25 protein-coding genes are annotated in these 25,882 nt (G+C 62.6%); 24 read left to right on the forward strand and 1 reads right to left on the reverse strand.

Going from position 1 to position 25,882, the window contains the following annotated elements:
- Positions 1-48 precede the first annotated feature (48 nt).
- The 10 genes from fliE to OGL93_RS03940 all read left to right on the forward strand — a co-directional run bounded on the left by fliE (position 49) and on the right by OGL93_RS03940 (position 9,908).
- Complete coding sequence (gene fliE / locus OGL93_RS03895) at positions 49-384, forward strand: flagellar hook-basal body complex protein FliE (protein WP_263261038.1); 336 nt, start codon at positions 49-51, stop codon at positions 382-384.
- Positions 385-398: 14 nt separating this feature from the next.
- Positions 399-2,207, forward strand: coding sequence for a flagellar basal-body MS-ring/collar protein FliF (gene fliF / locus OGL93_RS03900; RefSeq protein WP_263261039.1), 1,809 nt, complete (start codon positions 399-401; stop codon positions 2,205-2,207).
- On the forward strand, positions 2,200-3,222 hold the full coding sequence (gene fliG / locus OGL93_RS03905; RefSeq protein ID WP_263261040.1) for a flagellar motor switch protein FliG: 1,023 nt from the start codon (positions 2,200-2,202) through the stop codon (positions 3,220-3,222). The genes fliF and fliG overlap by 8 nt, the downstream gene beginning before the upstream one ends.
- A gap of 92 nt (positions 3,223-3,314) precedes the next feature.
- The gene (gene fliH, locus OGL93_RS03910) at positions 3,315-4,076 is read left to right on the forward strand and encodes a flagellar assembly protein FliH (protein ID WP_263261041.1); all 762 of its coding nucleotides are present in this window, start codon (positions 3,315-3,317) and stop codon (positions 4,074-4,076) included.
- Entirely contained in the window at positions 4,066-5,424 is a 1,359-nt protein-coding gene (gene fliI, locus OGL93_RS03915) for a flagellar protein export ATPase FliI (RefSeq protein WP_263261042.1), read from the forward strand. The genes fliH and fliI overlap by 11 nt, the downstream gene beginning before the upstream one ends.
- Positions 5,425-5,430: 6 nt before the next feature.
- Entirely contained in the window at positions 5,431-5,880 is a 450-nt protein-coding gene (gene fliJ, locus OGL93_RS03920) for a flagellar export protein FliJ (RefSeq protein ID WP_263261043.1), read from the forward strand.
- 87 nt (positions 5,881-5,967) lie between these two features.
- A complete protein-coding gene (locus OGL93_RS03925) occupies positions 5,968-6,285 on the forward strand; it encodes an STAS domain-containing protein (protein ID WP_263261044.1) in 318 nt (105 codons plus the stop codon).
- Complete coding sequence (locus OGL93_RS03930; protein ID WP_263261045.1) at positions 6,285-7,988, forward strand: SpoIIE family protein phosphatase; 1,704 nt, start codon at positions 6,285-6,287, stop codon at positions 7,986-7,988. The genes OGL93_RS03925 and OGL93_RS03930 overlap by 1 nt, the downstream gene beginning before the upstream one ends.
- Before the next feature lie 24 nt (positions 7,989-8,012).
- A complete protein-coding gene (locus tag OGL93_RS03935) occupies positions 8,013-8,348 on the forward strand; it encodes an Hpt domain-containing protein (RefSeq protein ID WP_263261046.1) in 336 nt (111 codons plus the stop codon).
- A 90-nt stretch (positions 8,349-8,438) separates the two neighbouring features.
- Positions 8,439-9,908: a flagellar hook-length control protein FliK gene (locus tag OGL93_RS03940; protein ID WP_263261047.1), complete on the forward strand. Its 1,470-nt coding sequence runs from the start codon at positions 8,439-8,441 to the stop codon at positions 9,906-9,908.
- A 28-nt stretch (positions 9,909-9,936) separates the two neighbouring features.
- On the opposite strand, the gene OGL93_RS03945 is transcribed toward OGL93_RS03940, so the two are convergent.
- A complete protein-coding gene (locus OGL93_RS03945) occupies positions 9,937-12,927 on the reverse strand; it encodes a DUF6543 domain-containing protein (protein WP_263261048.1) in 2,991 nt (996 codons plus the stop codon).
- Between the two features lie 155 nt (positions 12,928-13,082).
- On the opposite strand from OGL93_RS03945, the gene fliL reads away from it, so the two are divergent.
- The 14 genes from fliL to OGL93_RS04015 all read left to right on the forward strand — a co-directional run bounded on the left by fliL (position 13,083) and on the right by OGL93_RS04015 (position 25,853).
- Positions 13,083-13,598 (forward strand): flagellar basal body-associated protein FliL, encoded by a 516-nt coding sequence (gene fliL, locus OGL93_RS03950; RefSeq protein ID WP_263261049.1) that lies wholly within the window; start codon positions 13,083-13,085, stop codon positions 13,596-13,598.
- Positions 13,599-13,607: 9 nt separating this feature from the next.
- Positions 13,608-14,576 (forward strand): flagellar motor switch protein FliM, encoded by a 969-nt coding sequence (fliM, locus tag OGL93_RS03955; protein ID WP_263261050.1) that lies wholly within the window; start codon positions 13,608-13,610, stop codon positions 14,574-14,576.
- 40 nt (positions 14,577-14,616) lie between these two features.
- Entirely contained in the window at positions 14,617-15,081 is a 465-nt protein-coding gene (fliN, locus tag OGL93_RS03960) for a flagellar motor switch protein FliN (RefSeq protein WP_263261051.1), read from the forward strand.
- Positions 15,081-15,539 (forward strand): flagellar biosynthetic protein FliO, encoded by a 459-nt coding sequence (fliO, locus tag OGL93_RS03965; protein WP_263261052.1) that lies wholly within the window; start codon positions 15,081-15,083, stop codon positions 15,537-15,539. Before fliN ends, fliO begins: the two co-directional genes overlap by 1 nt.
- On the forward strand, positions 15,539-16,291 hold the full coding sequence (gene fliP, locus OGL93_RS03970; protein ID WP_263261053.1) for a flagellar type III secretion system pore protein FliP: 753 nt from the start codon (positions 15,539-15,541) through the stop codon (positions 16,289-16,291). The genes fliO and fliP overlap by 1 nt, the downstream gene beginning before the upstream one ends.
- A gap of 17 nt (positions 16,292-16,308) precedes the next feature.
- Complete coding sequence (gene fliQ / locus OGL93_RS03975; RefSeq protein ID WP_263261054.1) at positions 16,309-16,578, forward strand: flagellar biosynthesis protein FliQ; 270 nt, start codon at positions 16,309-16,311, stop codon at positions 16,576-16,578.
- On the forward strand, positions 16,578-17,354 hold the full coding sequence (gene fliR, locus OGL93_RS03980; RefSeq protein ID WP_263261055.1) for a flagellar biosynthetic protein FliR: 777 nt from the start codon (positions 16,578-16,580) through the stop codon (positions 17,352-17,354). Before fliQ ends, fliR begins: the two co-directional genes overlap by 1 nt.
- 4 nt (positions 17,355-17,358) lie before the next feature.
- Positions 17,359-18,513: a flagellar biosynthesis protein FlhB gene (gene flhB, locus OGL93_RS03985; protein ID WP_263261056.1), complete on the forward strand. Its 1,155-nt coding sequence runs from the start codon at positions 17,359-17,361 to the stop codon at positions 18,511-18,513.
- A gap of 724 nt (positions 18,514-19,237) precedes the next feature.
- A complete protein-coding gene (gene flhA / locus OGL93_RS03990; protein ID WP_263261112.1) occupies positions 19,238-21,355 on the forward strand; it encodes a flagellar biosynthesis protein FlhA in 2,118 nt (705 codons plus the stop codon).
- 11 nt (positions 21,356-21,366) lie between these two features.
- Positions 21,367-22,689: a flagellar biosynthesis protein FlhF gene (gene flhF, locus OGL93_RS03995; protein WP_263261057.1), complete on the forward strand. Its 1,323-nt coding sequence runs from the start codon at positions 21,367-21,369 to the stop codon at positions 22,687-22,689.
- A gap of 165 nt (positions 22,690-22,854) precedes the next feature.
- On the forward strand, positions 22,855-23,688 hold the full coding sequence (fleN, locus tag OGL93_RS04000; RefSeq protein WP_263261058.1) for a flagellar synthesis regulator FleN: 834 nt from the start codon (positions 22,855-22,857) through the stop codon (positions 23,686-23,688).
- A complete protein-coding gene (fliA, locus tag OGL93_RS04005) occupies positions 23,685-24,428 on the forward strand; it encodes an RNA polymerase sigma factor FliA (protein WP_263261059.1) in 744 nt (247 codons plus the stop codon). Before fleN ends, fliA begins: the two co-directional genes overlap by 4 nt.
- 243 nt (positions 24,429-24,671) lie before the next feature.
- Positions 24,672-25,046: a chemotaxis response regulator CheY gene (locus OGL93_RS04010; protein ID WP_263261060.1), complete on the forward strand. Its 375-nt coding sequence runs from the start codon at positions 24,672-24,674 to the stop codon at positions 25,044-25,046.
- An 18-nt stretch (positions 25,047-25,064) separates the two neighbouring features.
- Positions 25,065-25,853 (forward strand): protein phosphatase CheZ, encoded by a 789-nt coding sequence (locus tag OGL93_RS04015; protein WP_263261061.1) that lies wholly within the window; start codon positions 25,065-25,067, stop codon positions 25,851-25,853.
- The last annotated feature ends 29 nt before the right edge of the window (positions 25,854-25,882 follow it).

The following is a 25,882-nucleotide window of genomic DNA, read 5'->3' on the forward strand; positions in this document are numbered from 1 at the left end:
GATGCTTTAAGCGTCAAAAAAACTTCCAGGCCCCGGAGAGCAGCCCACATGACCCAAGGTGTTGAATTCAATCGGTTGATGATGGATATGCGTTCCATGCAGCTCGAAGCCATGGGTACGTCCAAGGCCGCGGCAGCGTCGGCTGTGAGCGAAACCGGCGGCAGCAGTTTCGCTGACCTGCTCGGCAACGCGGTGGGCAAGGTGAACGATACCCAGCAAGCCGCCAATCAGCTGGCTAACGCCTTCGAGATCGGCAAAAGCGGCGTCGACCTGACGGACGTGATGATTTCCTCGCAGAAGGCGAGTGTGTCCTTCCAGGCGCTGACCCAGGTTCGTAACAAACTGGTTCAGGCGTACCAAGACATTATGCAAATGCCGGTTTGAGGGCAGGTTAGGTCATGGCGGAAGCAACAACGGACAACGTACCGGCCAAGAGTGGCCCCGCAGGCGGCAAGTCGATGCCTGGCATGGCCTTCCTGGAAAATATCTCGAAGATGCCGGTGCTGCGGCAGGTTGGCCTGTTGGTCGGCCTGGCCGCCAGCGTGGCGATCGGCTTCGCCGTGGTCCTGTGGTCGCAGCAGCCGGACTACCGCCCGTTGCTGACCAGCCTTCAGGGAATGGACGCCAAGCAGGTGACCGATACCCTGGCCGCCTCCGACATTCCTTACACCGTAGAGCCGAACTCCGGCGCGCTGCTGGTCAAGTCCGAAGACATCGGCCGTGCCCGTCTCAAGCTGGCATCTGCCGGCGTAGTGCAAGGGGATGGCAATGTCGGCTACGAGCTGTTGGATAAAGACCAAGGCCTGGGCACCAGCCAGTTCATGGAAGCGGCGCGTTATCGTCGCGGCCTCGAAGGCGAGCTGGCTCGTACCATCTCCGCCCTGAATGGGGTGAAGGGTGCACGTGTGCACCTGGCGATCCCGAAGAGTTCTGTGTTCGTTCGTGATGAACGCAAACCCACCGCCTCGGTGCTGGTGGAGATGTATGGCGGGCGTACGCTCGATCCGGGCCAGGTCATGGCCATCGTCAACCTGGTGGCCACCAGCGTGCCGGAGATGGACCGCAACGGCGTGACCGTGGTGGACCAGAAGGGCACCCTGCTGTCCGACTTGGGTGAGAACTCCGAGCTAAGCATGGCTGGCAAGCAGTTCGACTACACCCGTCGCATGGAAACCATGCTTACCCAGCGGGTGCAGAGCATTCTCCAGCCGGTGCTGGGTAACGACCGGTTCAAGGCAGAAGTGTCTGCCTTGGTGGACTTCAGCGCCGTGGAGTCGACCTCCGAGCAGTTCAACCCGGACCAGCCGGCGCTGCGTAGCGAACAATCGGTTACCGAGCAGCGCTCCAGTGGCAGTGGCCCGCAGGGCGTGCCGGGAGCACTGAGCAACCAGCCGCCGAGCCCCGCCAGCGCGCCGCAGACCACCAAGGGCGCTGCCCCAGCGGCACCTGGCGCGATTGCGCCTGGCCAACCTCTGTTGGACGCCAACGGCCAGCAGATCATGGACCCCGCAACCGGCCAGCCCATGCTCGCCCCATACCCGGCGGACAAGCGTCAGCAGTCGACGAAGAACTTCGAGCTCGATCGATCAATCAGTCACACCCGTCAGCAGCAGGGCCGGTTGACTCGCCTGTCGGTCGCGGTGGTGGTGGATGACCAGGCCAAGCTGAACCCGGCCAACGGCGAGATCACCCATGCCCCTTGGGGCGCGGAAGATCTGGCCCGCTTCCAGCGGCTGGTGCAGGACGCGGTGGGCTTCGATGCCAGCCGCGGCGACAGCGTGACCGTGATCAACGCACCCTTTAACCCCAACCAGGGTGAGGTGATCGCCGAGCCGTCCTTCTACCAGCAACCCTGGTTCTGGGACATCGTCAAGCAGGGCCTTGGGGTGGTGTTCATTCTGCTGCTGGTGTTTGGTGTGTTGCGCCCCGTGCTCAACAACATCACTGGGGCGAGCAAATCCAAACAGCTGGCGCTGGACGGTGAAGGCGTGCCAGGCGGCGGTGGTGTGATCGGGGCCGGCGGTTTCTCCGGCATGGGTGGTGAGCTGGCCGATGATCGGGTCAGCTTGGGCGGGCCGCAGAGCATCATGCTGCCAAGCCCGACCGAGGGATATGACGCCCAGCTGAACGCAATCAAGAGTCTTGTGGCCGAAGACCCGGGCCGTGTCGCGCAGGTCGTGAAAGAGTGGATCAACGCAGATGAGTAGCAATCAGGCAGTTGCCGCACCCAAGCTGACCAAGGTCGACAAGGCAGCCATTCTCCTGTTGTCGCTGGGCGAAACCGACGCCGCCCAAGTGCTACGCCACATGGGGCCGAAGGAGGTCCAGCGAGTGGGCGTGGCGATGGCGCAGATGCGCAACGTGCACCGCGAACAGGTCGAAGAGGTAATGACCGAGTTCGTCGCCAGCGTGGGCGACCAGACCAGCCTGGGCGTCGGCTCGGATGGCTACATCCGCAAGATGCTGACCCAGGCCCTGGGCGAGGACAAGGCCAACGGCCTGATCGACCGGATCCTGCTTGGTGGCAACACCAGCGGGCTGGACAGCCTCAAGTGGATGGAGCCGCGCGCGGTCGCGGACGTGATCCGTTACGAGCACCCGCAGATCCAGGCCATCGTGGTCGCCTACCTTGACCCCGACCAGGCCGGCGAGGTGCTGGGCCACTTCGACCATAAGGCGCGGCTGGACATCGTGTTGCGGGTGTCTTCGCTCAACACTGTACAACCGGCGGCGCTCAAGGAACTCAACACCATTCTGGAGAAACAGTTCGCGGGCAACTCGACCACCGCTCGTACCACGCTGGGCGGTATCAAGCGCGCTGCCGACATCATGAACTTCCTCGACAGCTCGGTCGAAGGCCAACTGATGGACTCGATCCGCGAGATCGATGCCGAGCTGTCTGGCCAGATCGAAGACCTGATGTTCGTGTTCAACAACCTCAAGGACGTCGACGACCGCGGCATCCAGGCGTTGCTGCGCGAGGTGTCGTCCGAGGTGCTGGTGGTCGCGCTCAAGGGCGCGGACGACGGCATCAAGGAAAAAATCTTCAAGAATATGTCCAAGCGTGCCTCCGAGCTGCTGCGCGACGACCTGGACTCCAAGGGGCCGGTGCGCGTCAGCGACGTGGAAACCGCGCAGAAGGAAATTCTTACCATCGCCCGGCGCATGGCCGAGGCCGGGGAGATTGTGTTGGGTGGGAAAGGCGGCGAGGAGATGATCTAAAGCTTCAGACGATTGTCTTACTGTATGCCCCCGGCACGCCGTGGTGAAACCGCGCCGTGCTGGTCGCCTATCCGCTTTGCCAGGAAAACTCAATGAGCCAGTCGACTAAGGAACCCGTCAGCGAGCTGATCCGCGCCAAGGATTTGCAAGGCGTGGATGTGTGGCGGCTGCCCAGCTTCGACCCCGAGCGCGTGGAGCCTGAACCTGAGCCGGAAGAAGTCAGCGAAATCGAAGAGGTTCCGCTCGAAGAAGTGCAGCCGTTGACCCTCGAGGAACTCGAGGCGATTCGCCAGGAGGCTTATAACGAAGGCTTCGCGGCCGGCGAGCGCGATGGTTTTCATTCCACACAGCTCAAGGTTCGACAAGAAGCCGAGGTGGTGCTCCAGGCACGCTTGGCCACGCTCGAAACCCTGATGAACAACCTGATGGTGCCTATCGCCGAGCAGGATACCCAGATCGAACGTTCGCTGGTGGAGCTGGTAAGTCATATCACCCGCCAGGTCATTCAGCGCGAGTTGAAGATGGAGTCCTCGCAGATCGAACGGGTCACCCAGGAAGCGCTCAAGCTGCTGCCCATGGGCGCCAACAACATTCGTATTTTCGTCAACCCGCAGGATTTCGAGCAGATCAAGGCGTTGCGCGAGCGCCATGAAGAGAAATGGAAAATCCTCGAAGATCCGGCACTGCTGCCCGGCGGCTGCCGTGTAGAAAGCGAGCACAGCCGCATCGACGCCAGCGTCGAAACCCGTATCACCCAGGCGCTGGCGCAGCTGTTCGACCAGTTGCACGAGCAAGGTATGCACCCGGCCGAGGCCGACCTGCACCTGGAACTGGAGACCAGCGATGCGACTTGACCGCACCAGCTTTGGCAAGCGCCTGGGCACTTACGCGCCAGCGGTAGATTTGCCGCGCCAGGCCGTGGTGGAAGGGCGGTTGCTGCGCATGGTGGGGCTGACGCTGGAGGCCGAGGGCCTGCGCGCGGCCATGGGCACCCGCTGCACCGTCATCAACGACGACAGCTACCAGGCTTCGCAAGTCGAGGCCGAGGTCATGGGGTTTGCCGGCAGTAAGGTCTTTTTGATGCCAGTGGGCAGCGCCGCCGGTATCGCTCCGGGCGCGCGGGTAGTGCCGCTGGCTGATACCGGCCGGCTGCCCATGGGCATGAGCATGCTCGGCCGGGTGCTCGATGGCGCCGGGCGGGCACTGGACGGTAAAGGCCGTATGCGCGCCGAAGACTGGGTGCCGCTGGACGGCCCGACCATCAACCCGCTTAACCGCGACCCCATCAGCCAACCGCTGGACGTTGGCATCCGCTGCATCAATGGCCTGCTGACGGTAGGCCGGGGCCAGCGCCTTGGGTTGTTCGCTGGTACCGGGGTGGGCAAGAGCGTGCTGCTCGGCATGATGACGCGCTTCACCGAGGCGGAAATCATCGTGGTAGGGCTGATCGGCGAGCGCGGCCGGGAGGTGAAGGAGTTCATCGAGCATAGCCTTGGCGCGGAGGGCCTCAAGCGCTCGGTGGTGGTGGCGTCCCCGGCGGACGATGCCCCGCTGATGCGTTTGCGCGCGGCCATGTACTGCACTCGCATCGCCGAGTATTTCCGCGACAAGGGCAAGAACGTGCTGCTGTTGATGGATTCGCTCACCCGGTACGCCCAGGCCCAGCGGGAAATCGCCTTGGCCATCGGTGAGCCGCCCGCCACCAAGGGGTACCCACCCTCGGTGTTCGCCAAGCTGCCGAAGCTGGTGGAGCGCGCCGGCAACGCGGAAGCCGGTGGGGGGTCGATTACTGCTTTTTATACCGTGCTGTCCGAAGGCGACGACCAACAGGACCCGATCGCTGACTCGGCCAGGGGCGTGTTGGACGGCCATATTGTGCTGTCCCGACGGCTGGCCGAAGAAGGGCATTACCCGGCCATCGACATCGAAGCGTCGATCAGCCGGGTCATGCCATCGGTGGTGACCCCTCAGCATTTGACCCAGGCCCAGCAATTCAAGCAGTTGTGGTCGCGTTATCAGCAGAGCCGCGACCTGATCAGCGTGGGCGCCTACGTGGCCGGAGGCGACCGTGAAACGGACATGGCGATCAGCTTGCATCCGCAGCTGGTGCACTTCCTGCGCCAGGGCTTGCACGACAACGAAAGCCTCAAGGCTAGTTCGGAACGCCTGGCCGCGGTATTCCGCCCGCTCGCGCCGGGTTGATAAATCATGGCCACTAGTCGAGCGGCGCGCCTGGCGCCTGTGGTTGAAATGGCCGAGAAAGCCGAACGCACCGCGGCGCAGCGGCTTGGGCATTTCCAGGGGCAGATGCGCCTGGCCGAGGCCAAGCTGCAGGAGCTGGAGCAATTTCGCATGAACTACCAGCAGCAGTGGATCAACAATGGCACCCAAGGTGTGTCCGGGCAGTGGCTGATGAATTACCAGCGCTTCCTGAATCAGTTGGAAACCGCTGTGGGCCAGCAGCGCAAGAGCCTGGCTTGGCACCAGAACAACCTCAACAACGCTCGCGACACCTGGCAGAAGGCCTACGCCCGGGTAGAGGGGCTGCGTAAATTGGTGATGCGCTACATGGCCGAGGCCCGTTCGCTCGAAGATAAGCGAGAACAGCGCTTGCTCGATGAACTTTCTCAGCGGTTGCCGCGGTCTGATTCATATTGAAGCCAAATTCTGGCATCTGGTTGCCGCTCGCCAGGGCGCCTGCTACACCTCATTTGAAACGTCCCTTGCATATAAAAGGATTGATGTATGGAAGCCGCCACTAAAGTCGATCCCGTGCTGTCTGCAGACGGGAAAGAATTGACGATCAAGATCAACGGACGCTTCGATTTCGCTTGCCACCAAGCTTTCCGTGATGCGTACGAGCGGGTGAACCACACACCCAAAGAGTTCGTGATCGACCTTATGAACACCACCTACATGGACAGTTCGGCCTTGGGAATGCTGTTGTTGTTGCGCGACCATGCCGGCGGCGAAAAGGCGGTGGTGCGGCTGATCAATGCCAGTGCTGATACGCGAAAGATCCTGGCCATCTCGAATTTTGAAAAACTGTTCAGCGTTGCCTGATGCTCTCGGATAGCCCTTCGGTTTCGGTGCTGATCGCCGACGACAACATGACCGACCGGATGTTGTTGTCGAGTATCGTCCGGCGCCAGGGCCACCATGTACTGCAGGCGGGCAACGGCGAGGAGGCCGTGAAGGTCTTCGAGCAGATGCGCCCGCAGATCGTTCTGCTGGACGTGATGATGCCGGTGATGGATGGTTTCGAGGCGGCGCGGCGGATCAAGGCACTGGCCGGCGAAGCCTTGGTGCCGGTGATCTTCCTCACCTCGATGACCGAGGACGACGCCTTGGTGCGCTGCCTGGAAGCAGGCGGTGACGACTTCCTGCCCAAACCCTACAACCAGATCATCCTCGCCGCGAAAATCCACGCCATGGAGCGGATGCGCCGCTTGCAGGCCACCGTGCTCAAGCAGCGCGACGAGCTCGCCCGGCACCATGGCCACTTGCTCAACGAACAGCGGGTGGCCAAGGCGGTGTTCGACCAAGTGGCCCATTCGGGATGCCTGGGCGCCGCTAATATCCGTTACCTGCAATCGCCCTACGCGCTGTTCAACGGCGACTTATTGCTGGCGGCGGCCAGCCCCGGCGGGGACCTCCACGTGCTGCTCGGTGACTTCACCGGCCACGGGTTGCCGGCCGCAGTGGGCGCCATGCCGCTGGCGGACGTGTTCTATGGCATGACCGCCAAGGGCTATGGCCTCTCCGAAACGCTGCGCGAAATGAATGCCAAGCTCAAGCGCATCCTGCCCCCGGATATGTTCTGCTGCGCGACGCTGATCAGCGTCAGCGTCAACCGGCGGGTGCTGGAGGTCTGGAATGGCGGCATGCCCGATGGCTATATCCTGCGCAAGGACGGCGGGCGGGTATCCACCCCGTCGCGCGCCTTGCCGCTGGGCATCCTCTCCCCAGAGCGCTTCGATCCCTCCACGCAGGTGTATCCGGTAGAGGAGGGGGATCGGATCTTCCTGCTGTCCGATGGCGTGATCGAAACCGCCAATAATCACGAGACCCTGTTCGGCGCCGAGCGGCTCGAAGCGGTGCTGGATCGCAACGTCGACCGTGATCGGCTGTTCGAAGACATCCGTGAAGCGCTGCAGGTGTTTCATGGGGAAACCCGTGACGACGTCAGCATGGTCCAGGTGCGTGTGGTCGACTCGGCCAGCCTGCCACCGGTAGCCTTGGCACCGGAGCGCGGCCAGCCGACGCCAAGGGATTGGTCGGTCTCCTTTGAATTTCGCGCCGAGACCCTCAAGCGCTATAACCCGCTGCCCTTCCTGCTGCAGCTGCTGCAGGAAGTTCAAGGACTGCGCGGGCAGAGCGGAGCGCTATACAGCGTGCTCACCGAGCTTTATTCCAACGCGCTCGAGCATGGCGTGCTTGGCCTGGACTCTACCCTCAAGCGCGATGCCGAAGGCTTTGGCCGCTATTACCAGCTGCGCGAAGAGCGCTTGCGTGAGCTGCAACGGGGTTATGTGAAGGTGAGCCTGGTGGTCGAACCCGAGGGCCAGGGAGGCGGGCGCCTGATCATCTTCATCGAAGACAGCGGTGACGGTTTCGACGTCCCCGCGACCCTCCGGCAAGTCGGCGAAGGCCTGGGCTACTCGGGCCGCGGCATGAAGCTGGTCAGGGCACTGAGCCGCAGTGCCACCTGGGCCGACGACGGGCGCAGTGCCCGCGTAGAATTTGCCTGGGAGGGTCAGGCATAATAGCCCGCGTTCAAGGAGGACGACGTGACCACACCCCATCTGGACCCTGGTGTACTCACAACGCTCAGGGAAATAATGGGCGAGGATTACCCCTTGCTGGTCGACACCTATCTCAGGGATTCCGAACAGCGCCTGGCCAAGTTGGTGGAGATCACCTCAGCGCCAGAGTTGCGGGAAGCCGCTCACAGCTTCAAGGGCAGCAGCAGCAACATGGGGGCAACGCCGCTTGCGGAACTGTGCGGCCAGCTCGAGCACCTGGAGCTCGATGCGCCCAGCGCGGTAGCCGCTACGCTAGTTCAGCAGATTGCCAGCGAGTTCGCCTGCGTGCGCTCGTGTTTTCTGGCCGAACGTCAGCGCTGAACCTCACTCCCCTCTGCCATCTGAAAGCTGGCCCGCCTTTTGCTTTAAGCCATGTATCCGTTTACTTACCCACCTTGCGGGGTTCTAGTCATGGCTGTCGCTTCAAACCCACTTTTGCAGATTGGTACTTCCGTCGCGGCTTCTGGCAAGGCCCAGACCACCGCCGCGAGCGCCCTTAACAAAGTTGCCGACGCCACCAAGGACGGGGGTTCCAGCTTTGCCGAAGTCTATGCCCAGGAGCATAAAGCCCTTCCTCAGAAGAGCGGCGCCAGCGCAACGGCGCGCCCGACTGACCATCTTGCTTCGACCGACAAAAAGCCAGCGGTTGCCGCCAAGCAAAAAGACGATAAACCGTCGGTTGCCGCCGACGGCAAATCTTCGCCGGTGGCCAAGAATGATAAAACTGATAAAGCCGGCAAGGCTGACAAAACCAGCAAGGCGGACAAATCGGATACAGCGGGCGAAGCCGACGACGCCGATACCGTCCAGGCCGATGACGCCACCGAAAGTACTGACGTTGTCAGTGCCAAGGCGGACGACGATACGCTGCAGAGCGATCTGGCCGATGCCAGCCTCAACCCGCCTCAGCCGCTGATGGACCCAACCGCCGCCGCTCCGGCGCCGGCCCCGGCGCACGTGGCGAACGATCCGGCGCCGCAGCCACAGCCACTGATCGACCCGGCACAGTTGCAGGCCGCCACCCAGGCACAGGCGCCAACGCCTGCAGCCAACGATGATTTCGATCCGGCTGCGGATCCGCTCGCCGACCTGCCGATGGTGCGGATGGCGCTGGAACAAAGTGCAAAGGATCAAGGCACGACCTCTGTACATGCCAAGCCCGATACCGGCACGGCTCAACCCGCCGCTGATGCCAGCAGCAGCACCTCGTTTGCCGAAAGCATGGGCGCCATGGTCGAGCAACAGAAGGTGACCGACAGCGCCACCTCTGACAGCGATAAGGATGGCCTAGGGGCGATTGGCGAACTCAAGGGGGGCAAGGCCGCTGATGGCAGCGACAACCGTGTGGACGACCTGAGCAGCCGCCTGGGCCAGCTCAACCAGGCGGTGAGCGGCAAGGCCGCAGCCAGCGCTGCCACCCCCCTGGCGCAACCGTTGAACATGCAGCAGAACGGCTGGAGCGAGGGGCTGGTGAACCGGGTGATGTACCTGTCCAGCCAGAACCTGAAGTCGGCGGATATTCAACTGCACCCGCTGGAGCTTGGCCGCTTGGACATCCGCGTGGACGTCACTCCCGACCAGCAGACCCAGATCACCTTCCACAGTGCCCACCTGGGCGTGCGTGATGCGTTGGAAAGCCAGCAGGGCCGTTTGCGCGACATGCTCTCGCAGCAAGGCATGACCCAGGTCGATGTCAATGTGTCGAGCCAGTCTCAGCAGCAACAACAGCAACAGCAAGCCCAGGCGCAGGCTGCCCAGGCGAGCGCCAGCGGCCGTGGCCGTGGCGGTAACGTCGCTGATGAACCAGAGGTCTCGGCAGTGGCTGAGGCAGCGGCCACCCAAAGCGTCATTGGCAGCAGCATGGTGGACTACTACGCCTGACGCGCGCCCGTAAAGCGGCGGCACCTACCTACCGGGTATGCAACCAGCTGGAGGTGGCGCCGATGCGAATCCGCCAGGCGAGGGGGCAATAGGAGGGGGTGTATGTGCGGATCTGCCGGTGCAGCGCGGCCAAGTGCCGCGCGGGCACATACAGCTCCGTGGCAATCCGGCAAATCGAGCGAAATTGCTGCAACTCCGGTTGCCGTTCCATCAGCACGTCGTTGAAGACGCCAGGCCCCGTGACCTGGTTGATCCGCCGCGCATAGGCGGTAACGGCCTCATGGCTGTCGGCACCTTCGTACGGCCGTCGATAGTAAAGGTCGCGGTTGGCCAAAAAGCGCATGTAGCTTTCTTCGGAGATCTGCGCCAGCACTGGGTTGTCCGGCAGGGTGGCGAAGTTGCTGGTATTGAAACCGCAGTGCAGTCCCAGTCGCGGCTCGCTCACCAGGCCGTTCAGTAGCAGTTTGCCGGGGGCGACTGTCCAGTCTTTCTCGGCGAAGCCATCCCCGCTCTGGGTGCCGGCATAGATCACATCGTCTACGTCCATGTACACACCACCAAAGTGGTGGAGCATGCGATAGCGGAGCACATCCGCCGCGCTGGCGTAGTTGATCCCGCTGCCCTCGGTGGCCGCCAGGTACTGCTGGTAATAGGGGCTTTGCGCGAAGCTGCGGAAGAATTCCGTCGACTTCAGTTCTTGAACCTTGAGGTTTGGCGCGGCCGCGGCCAGGTCTGCGAGGGTCAGCGTATGGTCCAGCGGGTCGTCTATCGCCAGGTACAGGTGGTAGTCGAAAGGCGCCGCGCCGCTGCCAGCCTGGGCTGCATTGCGTAGCAGGTTGTCGACCAGTTTGCCGGGCATGCGCCGCCCCAGCCAAATGCTATGGATCGTTCTTGGTAGCGGCAGGCGCCCCGCTGAGGGCAGGTCAGGGATCGTCCACGGATAGGACGCCGGGATACCCAACTCAGCTGTGGCGGCTTCGATGCTCGCCGCCGGCGCATCCGGCACCTGGGTAACGTCGAACAGTTCGAAGCCCGCGCGGCTTTCGTTATACCGAAAGGCCGACCCCCGGGCGGTGCGCCAGCTTTCGCTGAAGGGATCGAAGCGAACCAGCCGCAGGCTGTCGTCCACTTCGATCAGGTGCCCAGGCGCTACCACGCTGTTCAGTTGCTGCTGTTGTACCCCTCGCAGCACCTTGACCGCCGGCCTGCGCCAAGGTTGCCGGGCCAGCGGCGAGAGCAAGCGCAACCGCGCCGGGCTCATTTCAGCCAAAGCCAGATGCGCTTCATGCTCGAGCCATGCGCCATCGGCCAGCGCTTCCAGTTGCGGCGCAGATAACGCCTGATCTTCCTGGCCAAGCAGCGCCAGGGTGTTGGCCCGGTTGAGCCGCAGGTTCAGCCGTAGCGAAGCCACCCGCAAGCCACGCGCCTGGATTCGGAACAAATGAAAAGGGCCATCGAAGTTCGCCTGGGCATAAGCCAGCGCGCCCTCGGCGTTGCCGAATGCCCGTAATACCGGGCCGTCAATCATCGGCGCCAAGCGCACGAAGCGCGTGCTGGCGGGCAAGCCTGCGCTTAGCAAGGCGGTCGCGGGCTCGTCCCGGGCCGCCTCCTGCACGGCAAACAACACCTCCACATCGGTTCGCTCGATCATGCCGCGGCTGTTGAGGGGCCAAGCCGATACCGGCGAACTGGGCAGGGAGGCTGCTGTAAGAGCCGAGGTGGGATCTTCCTGCCCGACTTCCCATTGCCAATCGGCGACCTCGCCCGATCCCAGGAACGGCAGGGTCAACAGCGCGGTGAGGCCTTGCCCGAACGCCGCTGCAATGGCGCCGCTGCGCTCTTCGTGGGAGCGGGCATCGATGGCCTTTTCGATATCCAGCCCCAATGCCGTGCCGGCACTGGCAAGCGCCACCAAGGCTACCGGCCAGCCAACCGGAGCAAGGTCGCTGGCAAGCCTGGAAAGCGTCGACAGAAAGGCGATGGCGGCGTCCTTGCGCAGGCGGCTGTTGCTGGTCAGCGCTTCATGGGCGTGGCGCAGCATTTCCGCTTCGGCCTGCTCGGCCAGCCAGGCAAAGGGGTCACTGTTCACCGGCAGCGCATCACCTCCGAGCCAGCCGGGCGCGAGCTTGCCCTCGGCCAGTTTCGCCACGGCGGCGCGTGCCTGGTCGTCGTTCAGCGCAAAGCGTGCCTGCAACAGCGCCAAGCCCTGCGCAGTGGTGGCCTGCCGAGCAAGCCAGGCCGCCAAGGCTTGGTTGCTGGCAAACCGCTGCACCGGGGGCATTCGGCTGGGCATGTACAGGTATTGGCCGCCATCGACGTCATGGATGCGCAGCATGTCACGCGCGGCGTGGCCCTCGATGCTCAATCCGGTGATGCGCAGCCCAGCCCGGGGAGGGCGCTGGCGGCCGAGGTTGGCCGGCGAAAGATCAGTACCCACGCCTGCCGCCAGCGCACCGCGCAGGGTCGACAGCTCCACCTCGCCCAGGTACCCCGCATCGCGTGCATGGGCCAGGCTCACCAAGGCACTTGCCCGGCCTAGGGCGATGAAGTCAGTGGTACGGGTGCGCCAGAAGTAACTCAGGCGCGATCGGTAATGGGTGGCGAAGTCGGTGTGCCAGAAATCCGCGCTGACCCGGCTGGGCAGCAAGCCTATCTCGCAGCGTTCGTCGTAGCGCCCCTCGCCGGCCCCGCGGGTATAGAACCCGCTGAACATGTCGAGCTGATCCAGCCGCTCTTGGTCGCTGGATGCAAACCGCTGAAGCACCAACCGCGGCAGCGTAAGCGTCTCGCTTGGCGGGCCGCCATGAGCCCAGCCGGTAAAGGCTGCTTCGCTCGACTGTGCGTTGTCGAACCTATGCCAATACACCGCGTGGACGTCCAGGGCCTCCAGGTGGTGAGCCCGCAGCAGGCGCTTGGCCTCCATTTCAGCCGCGCGGTCTAGGTCGGGGTAATCGGCGAACCAGCGCTGGCTCAGTTCGATCAGCTCCGCCATCTGGCGAGTTCGTGCATCCACTGTCATTTTTCCAGCCTCCTGTTTGCGAAGGCCGGACTCTGCAGGCTAGGCCGCCAGGGCTGCGGTACATATGGCAAGCTGCACCGGCGGAAACATGGCATAACACTTGCTCGACCACAGGCGATCGGTGGTGTATCCCCTTATTGCGACGGATTATTGGCATGGCTAAGAAAGAAGAAGATGCAGGCGCCGCCCCTGAGAAAAAGAAGGGCAAGCTCAAATTCATATTGATCATCGTGGTCGGCCTGCTGTTAGCCATCGGCGCTTCCGTGGGTGGAACCTGGTACTTCATGCACAAGTCCCAAAGCAATAAGGAGGAGAAAGCGCCGGATGCCGCCGCTGCCGCAACTGGCAAGCCCGCTGCCATTTATGAGTCCTTGAGCCCGGCCTTCGTGGTGAACCTGACCCAGAATGGAAAACAGCGCTACCTTCAGGTGAGCATCACGCTGCTGACCCATGACCAGGCGGGCCTCGATGCGCTGAAGGTGCATCTGCCGGTGATCCGCAACAACCTGGTGATGCTGCTTTCAGGCCAGGACTTCGCCACGCTGGCAAGCCCGGTAGGCATCGAGATGCTGCGGCAGAAGGCGACCGCCAGCGTTCAGGAAGTGGCGCAGAAGGAGGTTGGCAAGCTGGTGGTGGATCAACTGTTGTTCACCAATTTCGTATTGCAATAGGAAACCCTCATGGCCATGCAGGACCTGTTGTCACAGGACGAGATCGACGCGCTGCTGCACGGCGTGGACGATGGGCTGGTGCAGACCGAAACCGTGGTCGAGCCCGGCAGTGTCAAAAGCTATGACCTCACTACCCAGGACCGGATCGTGCGCGGTCGCATGCCGACCCTGGAAATGATCAACGAGCGCTTCGCCCGCTACACCCGCGTGAGCATGTTCAACCTGCTGCGCCGCTCCGCGGACGTTGCTGTTGGCGGCGTGCAGGTGATGAAGTTCGGCGAGTACATCCATTCGCTGTACGTGCCTACCAGCTTGAACCTGGTCAAGGTCAAGCCATTGCGCGGCACGGCGCTGTTCATTCTCGACGCCAGGCTGGTGTTCAAGCTGGTCGATAACTTCTTTGGCGGCGATGGCCGCCACGCCAAGATCGAGGGCCGGGAGTTCACCCCAACCGAGCTGCGAGTGGTGCGGATGGTGCTGGACCAAGCCTTCATTGACCTCAAAGAGGCCTGGCAGGCGGTAATGGAGGTGAACTTCGAGTTCATCAACTCCGAGGTCAACCCCGCCATGGCCAACATCGTTGGCCCGAGCGAAGCGATCGTGGTGTCGACGTTCCATGTGGAAATGGACGGCGGCGGCGGTGACCTCCATGTGGCCATGCCGTACTCGATGGTCGAACCGATTCGCGAAATGCTCGACGCAGGCTTCCAGTCCGACCTGGACGACCAGGACGAACGCTGGATCAAGGCATTGCGCGAGGATGTGCTGGACGTGGCGGTGCCGCTGAGCGCGACCGTGGTTCGCCGGCAACTGAAGCTGCGCGACATCTTGCACATGCAGCCTGGGGATGTGATTCCGGTGGAGCTGCCCGAAGAACTTATCATGCGCGCCAACGGCGTACCTTCGTTCAAGGCCCGGTTGGGCTCGCACAAGGGCACCCTGGCGTTGCAGATCACCACACCGATCGAGCGCCGCTGAACCGCGCGCGCCGAGCACTTGAGCAGATTGAGGCAAACCGATGGCTGACGATAAAGATACCTCCGCCGACGACCAGGCACTGGCCGATGAGTGGGCTGCCGCCCTGAACGAAGCAGGCGACGGCGGGCAGAACGACATAGACGCGCTGTTGCAAGCGGACGCCGCTGCTCGCCCGGCCGGCACCCGCCTGCCGATGGAGGAGTTCGGCTCCTCGCCCAAGCCCTCCGAGATCCACGGCATGGAGGGCCCTAACCTGGACGTGATCCTGGATATTCCAGTGACCATTTCCATGGAAGTCGGCAGTACTGAAATCAACATCCGCAACCTGCTGCAGCTCAACCAAGGCTCGGTGATCGAGCTCGACCGCCTCGCCGGCGAACCTCTGGACGTCCTAGTGAACGGCACCCTGGTGGCGCATGGCGAAGTGGTGGTGGTGAACGAGAAATTCGGCATACGCCTGACCGATGTGATCAGCCCCGCCGAACGCATCAAGAAGCTGCGCTGATGAAGGCCTGGTTGGCTGGGCTCGCCGGCTTGCCGCTGCTGGCGATGGCCGCCGAACCCGCGCCCGCTGCTGGCGCTGTTGCTACCCCGGCGGCGCCGGCCTTGGGCGCGGGCTCCGGCATGGCGGCGCAGTTGGGCCAGACCGCCCTCGGGTTGTTCGCCGTGGTGGTAGTGATCCTGGCGCTCGCCTGGCTGTTGCGGCGAGTGCAGCAGGTCAGCCCGCGCGGTGGGCAGGTGATCGAACTGTTGGGTTCCCGCGCGCTTGGCCCGCGTGACCGGCTGGTGCTGGTGCAGGTGGGCCAGGAACAGATTCTGCTGGGCCTGTCGCCTGGCCGCATCACCCCGCTGCATGTGCTTGAACACCCTGTTGATACGCCGCGGCCCGGCGAGGCCGCGGCGCCCGAATTCGCCCAGCGGCTCATGGAACTGCTCGGCAAGGACCATAAGGATAGGAAGTGATGCGCAACCTGCGCTGGTTGATTGCGCTTTGTGGCGTGCTGCTCGCCCCCTCGGTACTGGCCGCAGACCCATTGTCGTTGCCGGCCATTACCATGACCACCGGTGCCAACGGCCAGCAGGAGTATTCGGTCAGCCTGCAGATCCTGGCGATCATGACCGCGCTGAGTTTTATCCCAGCGTTCGTGATGCTGATGACCAGCTTTACCCGGATCATCATCGTGTTTTCCATCCTGCGCCAGGCGCTGGGCCTGCAACAGACGCCTTCGAACCAGTTGCTCACCGGCATGGCGCTGTTTCTGACGATGTTCATCATGGCACCGGTGTTCGACCGGGTGAACAACGATGCCTTGCAGCCTTACCTGGCTGAAAAGATGAGCGCCCAGGACGCCCTGGCCAAGGCCGAAGGCCCGGTGAAGGACTTCATGCTGGCGCAGACCCGCCAGAGTGACCTGGACCTGTTCATGCGTTTGTCGCGCCGCACGGATATTCCCAGTGCCGACCAGGCGCCCTTGACTGTCGTGGTGCCGGCGTTCGTCACCTCTGAACTCAAGACCGCGTTCCAGATCGGCTTCATGATCTTCATCCCGTTCCTGATCATCGACCTGGTCGTGGCCAGTGTGCTGATGGCGATGGGGATGATGATGCTTTCACCGCTGATCATCTCGTTGCCGTTCAAGATCATGCTGTTCGTGCTGGTCGACGGCTGGGCGCTGATCATCGGCACCCTGGCCGGCAGTTTCGGCGGCGTTTGAACCCAGAGGACCTCGCCATGACCCCGGAAATCGCCACAGACCTGTTCCGTGAAGCCCTTTGGTTGACCATGCTGATGGTAGCCATCCTGGTGTTGCCTAGCCTGTTGGTGGGGCTGGTGATCGCAATGTTCCAGGCCGCGACCCAGATCAACGAACAAACCCTGAGTTTCCTTCCGCGCATGCTGATCATGCTGGTGACCTTGATCGTGCTGGGCCCCTGGATCGTGCGTGAGTTCATGGACTACATCACCACGCTCTACGGCAGCATCCCGGGGTTGATCGGGTAGTGCTACAGCTGACGGATGCGCAGATCGGCACCTGGGTTGCCGCGTTTATCCTGCCGCTGTTTCGCGTGGCCGGGTTGCTGATGACCATGCCGCTGTTCGGCGGCAATATGGTGTCCACTCGCATCCGTTTGTACATGGCAGTGGCGCTCACCGTGGTGATCGCGCCGGGCTTGCCGCCCATGCCGGAAGTGCACGCGCTGGACCTGAGTGGGCTGTTGCTGGTGGCCGAGCAGATCATCGTGGGCTCGCTGATGGGGCTGTCCATTCATATGCTGTTCCAGGCGTTCGTGATTGCCGGGCAGATCGTGGCCATCCAGATGGGCATGGCCTTCGCTTCCATGGTCGACCCCACCAACGGGGTCAACGTGGCTGTGGTGAGCCAGTTCTTCAACATGCTGGTGACCCTGCTGTTCCTCAGCATGAACGGCCACCTGGTGGTGTTCGAGGTGCTCACCGACAGCTTCACTACACTTCCGGTCGGGCACGCGCTGTTCACCGCGCAGTTCTGGGACCTGGTGACCCGGGTAGGTTGGGTGCTCGGTGCTTCGCTGCTGTTGGTGCTGCCGGCGGTCACCGCGTTGCTGGTGGTCAACATCGCGCTGGGGATCATGACCCGGGCCGCGCCGCAGCTGAACATCTTCTCCGTCGGCATGCCCATGACCCTGGTGCTGGGCATGATCATCCTATGGATCAACATGGCCGACATTCTCAACCAGTACCAGCCGCTGGCGACCGAAGCCCTGCGCTGGTTGCGTCAACTGACCGAGGCGAGGTGAGCCCATGGCAGAAAGCGAAAGTGGCGCGGACAAAACAGAAGACCCCACAGAGAAGCGAAAACAGGACTCCCGCGAAAAAGGCGAGATCACCCGCTCCAAGGAGCTCAACACCTTCGTGGTGATGCTGGCAGGGATCGGCGGAGTGCTGTCGTTCGGCGGGGCCATGGCGCAGTCGCTGATGGCGATCATGAAGTACAACTTCACCCTGCGCCGCGACGTGCTCACCGACACCAACCAGATGGCGCTGTTCTTGTTCAGCTCCGGCAAGATGGCCCTGCATGCCGCGCAGCCGATCCTGATCATCTTGCTGCTTGCCGCGATCATTGGGCCGATCTGCCTTGGCGGCTGGCTATTCACCGCCGGCTCCATGGCGCCCAAGTTCAGCCGCATGAACCCCGCCAGCGGGCTGAAGCGGATGTTTTCCAAGAACGCGCTGACTGAATTGCTCAAGGCCCTGGGCAAGTTCGCCATCACCATGGCCGTAGCTATCTGGGTACTCAAGCGTGATCAGGCCGACCTCCTGGCCATCGCCCACGAGCCGCTGGAGCAGGCCATTGCGCACTCGATCCAGGTCGTGGGCTGGAGCGCGCTCTACATGGCTCTGGGGCTGATGATCATCGCTGGCATCGATGTGCCGATACAGCTCTATCAGGGCAAAGAAAAGCTCAAGATGACCAAGCAGGAAGTGCGCGACGAACACAAGGACGCTGAAGGGCGCCCAGAAGTGAAAGGGCGCATCCGGCAGATGCAACGGGAAATGTCGCAGCGGCGGATGATGGCCAATATTCCCAAGGCCGATGTGGTGATCACTAACCCGACCCACTTCGCCGTGGCGCTCAAATACGACGCCGACAGCGGCGGGGCACCCATGCTGCTGGCCAAGGGCGTCGACATGATGGCCTTGAAGATCCGCGAGATTGCCGTTGCCCATGAGGTGCAGATCATGGAATCGCCCGCACTGGCCCGGTCGATCTATTACTCCACCGAATTGGACCAGCAGATCCCGGCCGGGCTGTACCTGGCCGTAGCGCAGGTGCTGGCCTACGTTTATCAGATTCGCCAGTACCGCCCCGGCTCCGGCCGGCGACCGGAGCCGCCGAAAGACATGCCCATCCCGCCCGACCTGCAGCGTGACGAAAGCGGCGAGGCGCCTTCCTGAGCGCGTTGCTCGGCTCGTTGTAATTCTAGGGTTGCCGCACGCTCCACTGCGTAGCAGCCCGGCTTGCTGGCGACAGCTATTACACGGCGCTGCGTCTGATCGAACGCAAGCCGGCAGCTACGGCTCTGGCGTGTATGAAATTCTAAGGTTGCCGCACGCTGCACTGCGTAGCAGCCCGGCTTGCCGGCGACAGCTGTTACACGGCGCTGCGTCTGATCGAACGCAAGCCGGCTGCTACGGCTCTGGCGTGTATGAAATTCTAAGGTTGCCGCACGCTGCACTGCGTAGCAGCCCGGCTTGCCGGCGACAGCTGTTACACGGCGCTGCGTCCGACCGCGGGCAAGCCCGGCTGCTACGGCTCTGGCGTGTATGAAATTCTAAGGTTGCCGCGCGCTCTACTGCTAGCAGCCCGGCTTGCTGGCGACAGCTGTTACACGGCGCTGCGTCCGATCGCGGGCAAGCCCGGCTGCTACGGCTCTGGCGTGTAGGAGCGGGCGAAGCCCGCGAACCATGCCTTGTTATCCCAGCGATGAGGACCGTGCAGCCGATTTGCAGGTTGCGCCAGCGCCCATCCGCCAGCACCCTCCGCTCGGCGAACCAGACGAACCGTCGCCCCAGCCATTGAACGCTCCTCGGCAGGCACTGCCAAAACTGGAGAGCTTCTTGCACTACCCCCTTCCAGAACGCATGAGCGTCAAAAGTTTGTGGGGAACTATAGATGGCGGTGGATCGCACACAATTACTGAACAGCGCACGGAGCCTGAGCCAAGGCAATCTCGGGGTGCCGTTGCTGCTGCTCATCATGCTGGCAATGATGACATTGCCGGTGCCTCCGTTCCTGCTGGACGTGTTCTTCACCTTTAACATCGCGCTGTCGATCGTTGTGTTGCTGGTGTGCGTGTACGCCATGCGGCCGCTGGACTTTGCCGTGTTCCCGACCATCCTGCTGGTGGCGACCTTGCTGCGCCTGGCGCTCAACGTCGCCTCTACACGGGTAGTCATGCTCCACGGGCACGAAGGTCACCAGGCGGCGGGCAAGGTGATCCAGGCCTTCGGTGAAGTGGTGATCGGCGGGAACTACGTCGTGGGGGGCGTGGTGTTCGCCATCCTGATGATCATCAACTTCGTGGTGGTCACCAAGGGCGCCGGCCGTATTTCCGAAGTGAGCGCGCGCTTCACCCTCGATGCCATGCCCGGCAAGCAAATGGCGATCGACGCCGATCTCAACGCTGGCCTGATCGACCAGGCCGCGGCCAAACACCGCCGTGCCGAAGTGGCCCAAGAAGCCGAGTTCTACGGCTCGATGGACGGTGCCAGCAAGTTTGTACGCGGTGACGCCATCGCCGGCCTGTTGATCCTCTTCATCAACCTGATCGGCGGCATGGCGGTCGGCATCCTCCAGCATGGTTTGACCTTCGCCGATGCCGGGACGACCTACGCATTGCTGACCATTGGTGACGGTTTGGTAGCTCAGTTGCCGTCACTGCTGCTGTCCACCGCCGCGGCGATCATGGTGACCCGCGCCTCGGGCTCCGAGGAAATGGGCAAGCAGATCAGCCGGCAGATGTTCGATTCGCCCAAGGCGCTTGGGGTGTCAGGCGGGTTGATGGCCGTTATGGGCCTTGTGCCGGGCATGCCCCACCTGGCCTTCCTGTCCCTCGCCGCCGCTTCCGGTGGCGGCGCATACCTGCTGTGGAAGAAAAAGAACCAGGTCAAGATAGCGGCAGCGGCCGAGGTACAGCGTCAACAGGAGCTGCTGCCATCCCCACAACGCTCCCAGGAAACCAAGGAGCTGGGCTGGGACGACGTGACTCCTATCGACATGATCGGCCTGGAAGTGGGCTATCGGCTGATTCCCCTGGTGGATCGCAACCAGGGCGGTCAGTTGCTGGCGCGGATCAAAGGGGTTCGCAAAAAGCTTTCCCAAGACCTCGGCTTCCTGATGCCTACCGTGCATATCCGCGACAACCTGGACCTGGCGCCGAGCGCCTACCGGTTGACGCTGATGGGGGTGATTCTTGCCGAGGCCGAGATCTATCCGGACCGGGAACTGGCCATTAACCCCGGGCAGGTGTTCGGTTCGCTCAATGGTATCCAGGCGCGCGACCCCGCATTTGGGCTGGAGGCGGTGTGGATTGAAATCAGCGCACGCAGCCAGGCTCAGTCGCTGGGTTATACCGTGGTCGATGCCAGCACCGTGGTCGCCACCCACCTTAACCAAATCTTGCAAAAGCATGCCCATGAGCTGATCGGCCACGAAGAGGTCCAGCAGCTGTTGCAGGTATTGGCTAAGAGCTCGCCCAAGCTTGCGGAAGAATTGGTCCCGGGCCTTATCAGCCTGTCTGCTTTACTCAAGGTATTGCAGGCTCTGTTGGCCGAGCAGGTGCCGGTGCGGGACATCCGCAGCATTGCCGAAGCCATCGCTCACAGCGGGGTCAGGAGTCAAGATACCGCCGCGCTTGTGTCCGCGGTCCGCGCCGGGTTGTCCCGTGCAATCGTGCAAAGCATTGTGGGGACTGAGTCCGAGCTGCCTGTTATCACTCTGGAACCGAAGTTGGAACAGATATTGCTCAACAGTATGCAGAAGGCGGGTCAGGGTCAGGAAGAAGGCGTTTTGCTGGAACCTAGCATGGCCGAGAGGTTGCAACGATCGCTGATCGAAGCCTCCCAGCGCCAGGAGATGCAAGGGCAGCCAGCCATCCTGCTGGTAGCTGGCCCGATCCGCACGATGCTCTCGCGGTTCGGTCGCCTGGCAGTGCCGAACCTGCATGTGCTGGCGTACCAGGAAATACCGGATAACAAGCAAGTTACGATCGTTGCGACAGTAGGGCCCAACGGCTGAGGTAGCGGGATATGCAAGTGAAGCGTTTTTTCGCCGCGGATATGCGTCAAGCCATGAAACTGGTGCGCGACGAGCTGGGTGCTGACGCCGCGATCATCGGCAACCGCCGCATCGCCGGCGGCGTTGAGCTCACGGCCGCGCTCGACTACAAACTGTCGGCGCTGGCGCCCCGCGTGCCCAACATCGAACTCGAAGACGAGTTGCGTAAAACGCAGTCGCGTATCGTCTCCGCCCAGGCCGAGCTCGATACCCGCAGCTCCAGCGATGGCGTGATCAACCGCCAATTGTTCGCCGGCTTGCCATTGACCGCCGCTGAGCCGCTGATCGAGCCCACCCTCAACGAAGCGCCGCGTGCCGCCGCGCCTGCCGCCCCGGCCCCGGCCGCGGTGGATCAGCGCCTGTTCGACTCCATGCGTTCGGAGCTGTCGGGCCTGCGCGAGCTGCTGGAAGTACAGCTTGGCTCCCTGGCCTGGACCCAGCTGCAAGGCAGCCGCCCCGAGCAAGCTACCCTCTGGCGCAAGCTGCAGCGTATCGGCTTGTCTGGGCCGCTTGCCCGTGACCTGCTCAGCCAGGTCGAAGACATCGCCGAGCCGCGCCATGCCTGGCGCATGCTGCTCGCCCACCTGGCGCGGATGATCGCGACCCCAGACAACGAGCCGTTGGAAGAGGGCGGGGTGATTGCCATGGTCGGCCCCGCTGGCATGGGTAAAACCACCACCCTGGCCAAGCTTGCCGCGCGTTATGTGCTTAAATACGGCGCGCAAAACATCGCCTTGGTGAGCATGGACAGTTTCCGTATCGGCGCGCAGGAGCAGCTTAAAACGCTTGGCCGCATTCTTAACGTGCCGGTTACTCATGTGGACCCAGGCCAGTCCCTGGCCCAGGCCCTCGAGCCGCTGCTGCGCAAGCGCGTGGTGCTGATCGACACCGCCGGTTTGCAGGCCAGCGATCCAGCACTCAAGTTGCAACTCGAAAGCCTGGCCGGGCGTGGCATCCGCGCCCGCAACTACCTGGTGCTCGCTACCACCAGCCAGAAGCAGGTTTTGACTGCGGCCTACCATAGTTACAAGCGTTGCGGGCTCGCAGGCTGTATCCTCACCAAGCTCGACGAAACGGCGAGCCTCGGCGAGGTGCTGAGCCTGGCGATCAGCCATGAGCTGCCGGTTGCCTACCTGACCGATGGCCCGCGTATTCCGGATGACCTGCACTTGCCTCGCAAGCACCAGCTGGTCAGCCGCGCGGTGAGCGTACAAATGCAGGAAGAGCCCAGCGAAGAGGCCATGGCCGATATGTTCGCCGATCTCTATCACAGCCCAAGCAAGCGCGCGGGTTGAGCTGAATGAACATGAATGAATGCATGCGCAAGTGGTTGCGCAGCAGCGTGCCCAGGGGCTCGCTGTACAGCTTGGAACCTACCTGCACCATGAGCAGCGACGGTTCGCCCAAGGGGCGAGCGGGCCATGGTGTAGCCAGCGTCTCAGTGACAGGGTAAAGAACGAATGGGCAGCATGCATCCCGTACAGGTGATCGCGGTGACCGGCGGCAAGGGCGGCGTCGGCAAGACAAACGTGTCAGTGAACCTCTCCCTGGCACTGGCCGAACTCGGCCGGCGGGTGATGCTGCTGGACGCCGACCTGGGCTTGGCCAACGTCGACGTTTTGCTCGGGCTGACACCCAAACGCACCTTGGCCGACGTCATCGAGGGCCGCGCCGAACTGCGCGATGTCATCCTGCAGGGGCCCGGCGGGATCCGCATCGTGCCGGCTGCCTCCGGCACCCAGACGATGGTCCACCTGAGCCCCGCGCAACACGCCGGGTTGATTCAGGCGTTCAGTGAAATCGGCGACAACCTCGACGTGCTGGTGATCGATACGGCCGCCGGCATCGGCGACTCGGTGGTGAGCTTCGTTCGCGCCGCCCAGGAAGTGCTGTTGGTGGTGTGTGACGAACCAACGTCCATCACCGACGCCTACGCCCTGATCAAGTTGCTCAACCGCGACTACGGCATGAACCGCTTCCGGGTGCTGGCCAACATGGCGCAGAGCCCGCAGGAAGGGCGCAACCTGTTCGCCAAGTTGACCAAGGTAACTGACCGTTTTCTTGACGTTGCACTCCAATATGTGGGCGCGGTGCCGTATGACGAGACCGTGCGCAAGGCCGTACAGAAGCAGCGGGCCGTGTATGAAGCGTTCCCGCGGTCGAAATGCGCACTGGCCTTCAAGGCCATTGCCCAGAAGGTCGATACCTGGCCGCTACCCGCCAACCCGCGGGGGCACCTGGAATTCTTCGTCGAACGTTTGGTACAGCAAACCAGTGCGGGGCCTGTCTCATGAGCGCCAGTGGATACCGGATGTACAACAACGCCAATCGGCAGTCGCAGCAGCACCAGTTGATCGAGAGCTATGCGCCCTTGGTCAAGCGGATCGCCTACCACCTGCTCGCCCGATTGCCGGCCAGCGTACAGGTGGAAGACCTGATCCAGGCCGGGATGATCGGCCTGCTGGAAGTCGCGAACAAGTACGACTCCACCAAGGGCGCCAGTTTCGAGACCTATGCCGGGATTCGCATTCGCGGCGCGATGCTCGACGAAGTGCGCAAGGGTGACTGGGCGCCGCGCTCGGTCCACCGCAATACCCGCACGGTCAGCGAGGCGATTCGCCGGATCGAGGCGCGCACCGGGCGTGACGCTAAAGATCACGAGGTTGCGGCCGAACTCAATATGAAGCTCGAGGAATACTACTCGATCCTCAACGATACCCTCGGCAGCCGCCTGTTCAGCTTCGACGACCTGTTGCAGGACGGCGAGCACGAAGGCTTGCACGAAGACGGCGCCAGCGGCAGCGCCGAGCCCGCGCGCGGGCTGGAAGACGAGCGCTTCCAGCGGGCGTTGTCCGAGGCCATCGCCAATTTGCCGGAACGCGAGCGCCTGGTGCTCGCCCTGTACTATGACGAAGAGCTCAACCTCAAAGAAATCGGGGAAGTGCTGGGGGTGAGCGAGTCGCGTGTGAGCCAGTTGCATAGCCAGTGTGCTGCGCGGTTGCGCAGCCGGCTCGGTGAATGGCGCGCACGGTAACGGCGAGGCCGGCCAGCAGAGCGTGAGGGCAAGGCATGCTATGGCGCGCCTTGCTTGCGTCTTGTTGGCGATTTTGCAAAGAAGTTGCAAAGAATGCTGGAACGGTGCGACGGCTGTGTGATATCACCGCCCGCCACGCCTGCTCAGGCAGTCGTACAGGTTGTGCAATAACGGATTCGATTGACTGCGCGCTCCGGGAGCGGGCGCGTTTGAGACTGCTTGGAGGTCTACTTGGACAAGAACATGAAAATCCTCATCGTTGATGATTTCTCGACGATGAGGCGGATCATTAAAAACCTGCTGCGCGACCTTGGCTTCACGAACACTTCCGAAGCCGACGACGGCAACACTGCCTTGCCCATGCTCGAAAGCGGCAACTTCGACTTCCTGGTAACCGACTGGAACATGCCTGGCATGACCGGTATCGAGTTGCTGCGTAAGGTGCGTGCCAACGATCGCCTCAAGCACCTGCCGGTGCTGATGGTCACCGCCGAAGCCAAGCGCGAGCAGATCATCGAAGCGGCCCAGGCCGGGGTTAACGGCTATGTGGTCAAGCCCTTCACCGCGCAAGTGCTCAAAGAGAAGATTGAAAAAATCTTCGAGCGCGTTAACAGCTGAGGCCGCACAGGGGGCGCTATGGAGTCCAGTAATCTGCCGTTGGGTGACTTCGAGTCGACCCTGAAAACCCATGCCCGTCAGTTGGTCGATAGCCTTGAAGCAGGGCGGTTCGGCGAGGCCGTGCAACTTATCAACGAATTGAACCAGGCGCGCGACCAGGGGTTGTACCAGGAAGTGGGCAAGCTGACCCGCGAACTGCACAGCGCCATCGTCAACTTCCAGATCGACCCGCGCTCTCCCAAGGCGGAGGAGGTCTCGCAGATCACCGACGCCACCGAGCGCCTGGCGTATGTGGTTCGGCTCACCGAAAACGCCGCCAATCGCACCATGGACCTGGTGGAAGAAAGCACCCCGGTGGTACAGAGCCTGGGTGAAGAGGCGCGCACGCTGCGTGCCGATTGGCAACAGTTCATGAGCCGACGCGTGGACGTGGGCGAGTTCCGCGACCTGGTCAAGCGTATCGACGGCTTCCTGACGCGTAGCGAGAGCGATGCGGGCGAGCTGTCCGCCAAGCTCAATGACATTCTGCTCGCCCAGGATTACCAGGACCTCACGGGCCAGGTGATCAAGCGCGTGACCGCCCTGGTCACCGATGTCGAGGCAAACCTGCTCAAGCTGGTGCTCATGGCCAGCCAGGTAGACCGCGTTGCGGGTATCCAACACGACGCCGAAAGCCTCATTCCGCAAAATAATCCGGAAAAAGATCCCTCTCGGGGTGAAGGTCCGCAAATTCATGCCGATAAGCGTGAAGACGTCGTATCCGGTCAGGACGATGTGGACGACCTGCTGTCCAGCCTGGGCTTCTAAGCCCGGCCTGGCAGGTTCTCGAACAGGCG

It is taken from the genome of Pseudomonas sp. RIT-PI-S (genome assembly GCF_025642975.1).
In the GTDB taxonomy this organism is placed as follows: domain Bacteria; phylum Pseudomonadota; class Gammaproteobacteria; order Pseudomonadales; family Pseudomonadaceae; genus Aquipseudomonas.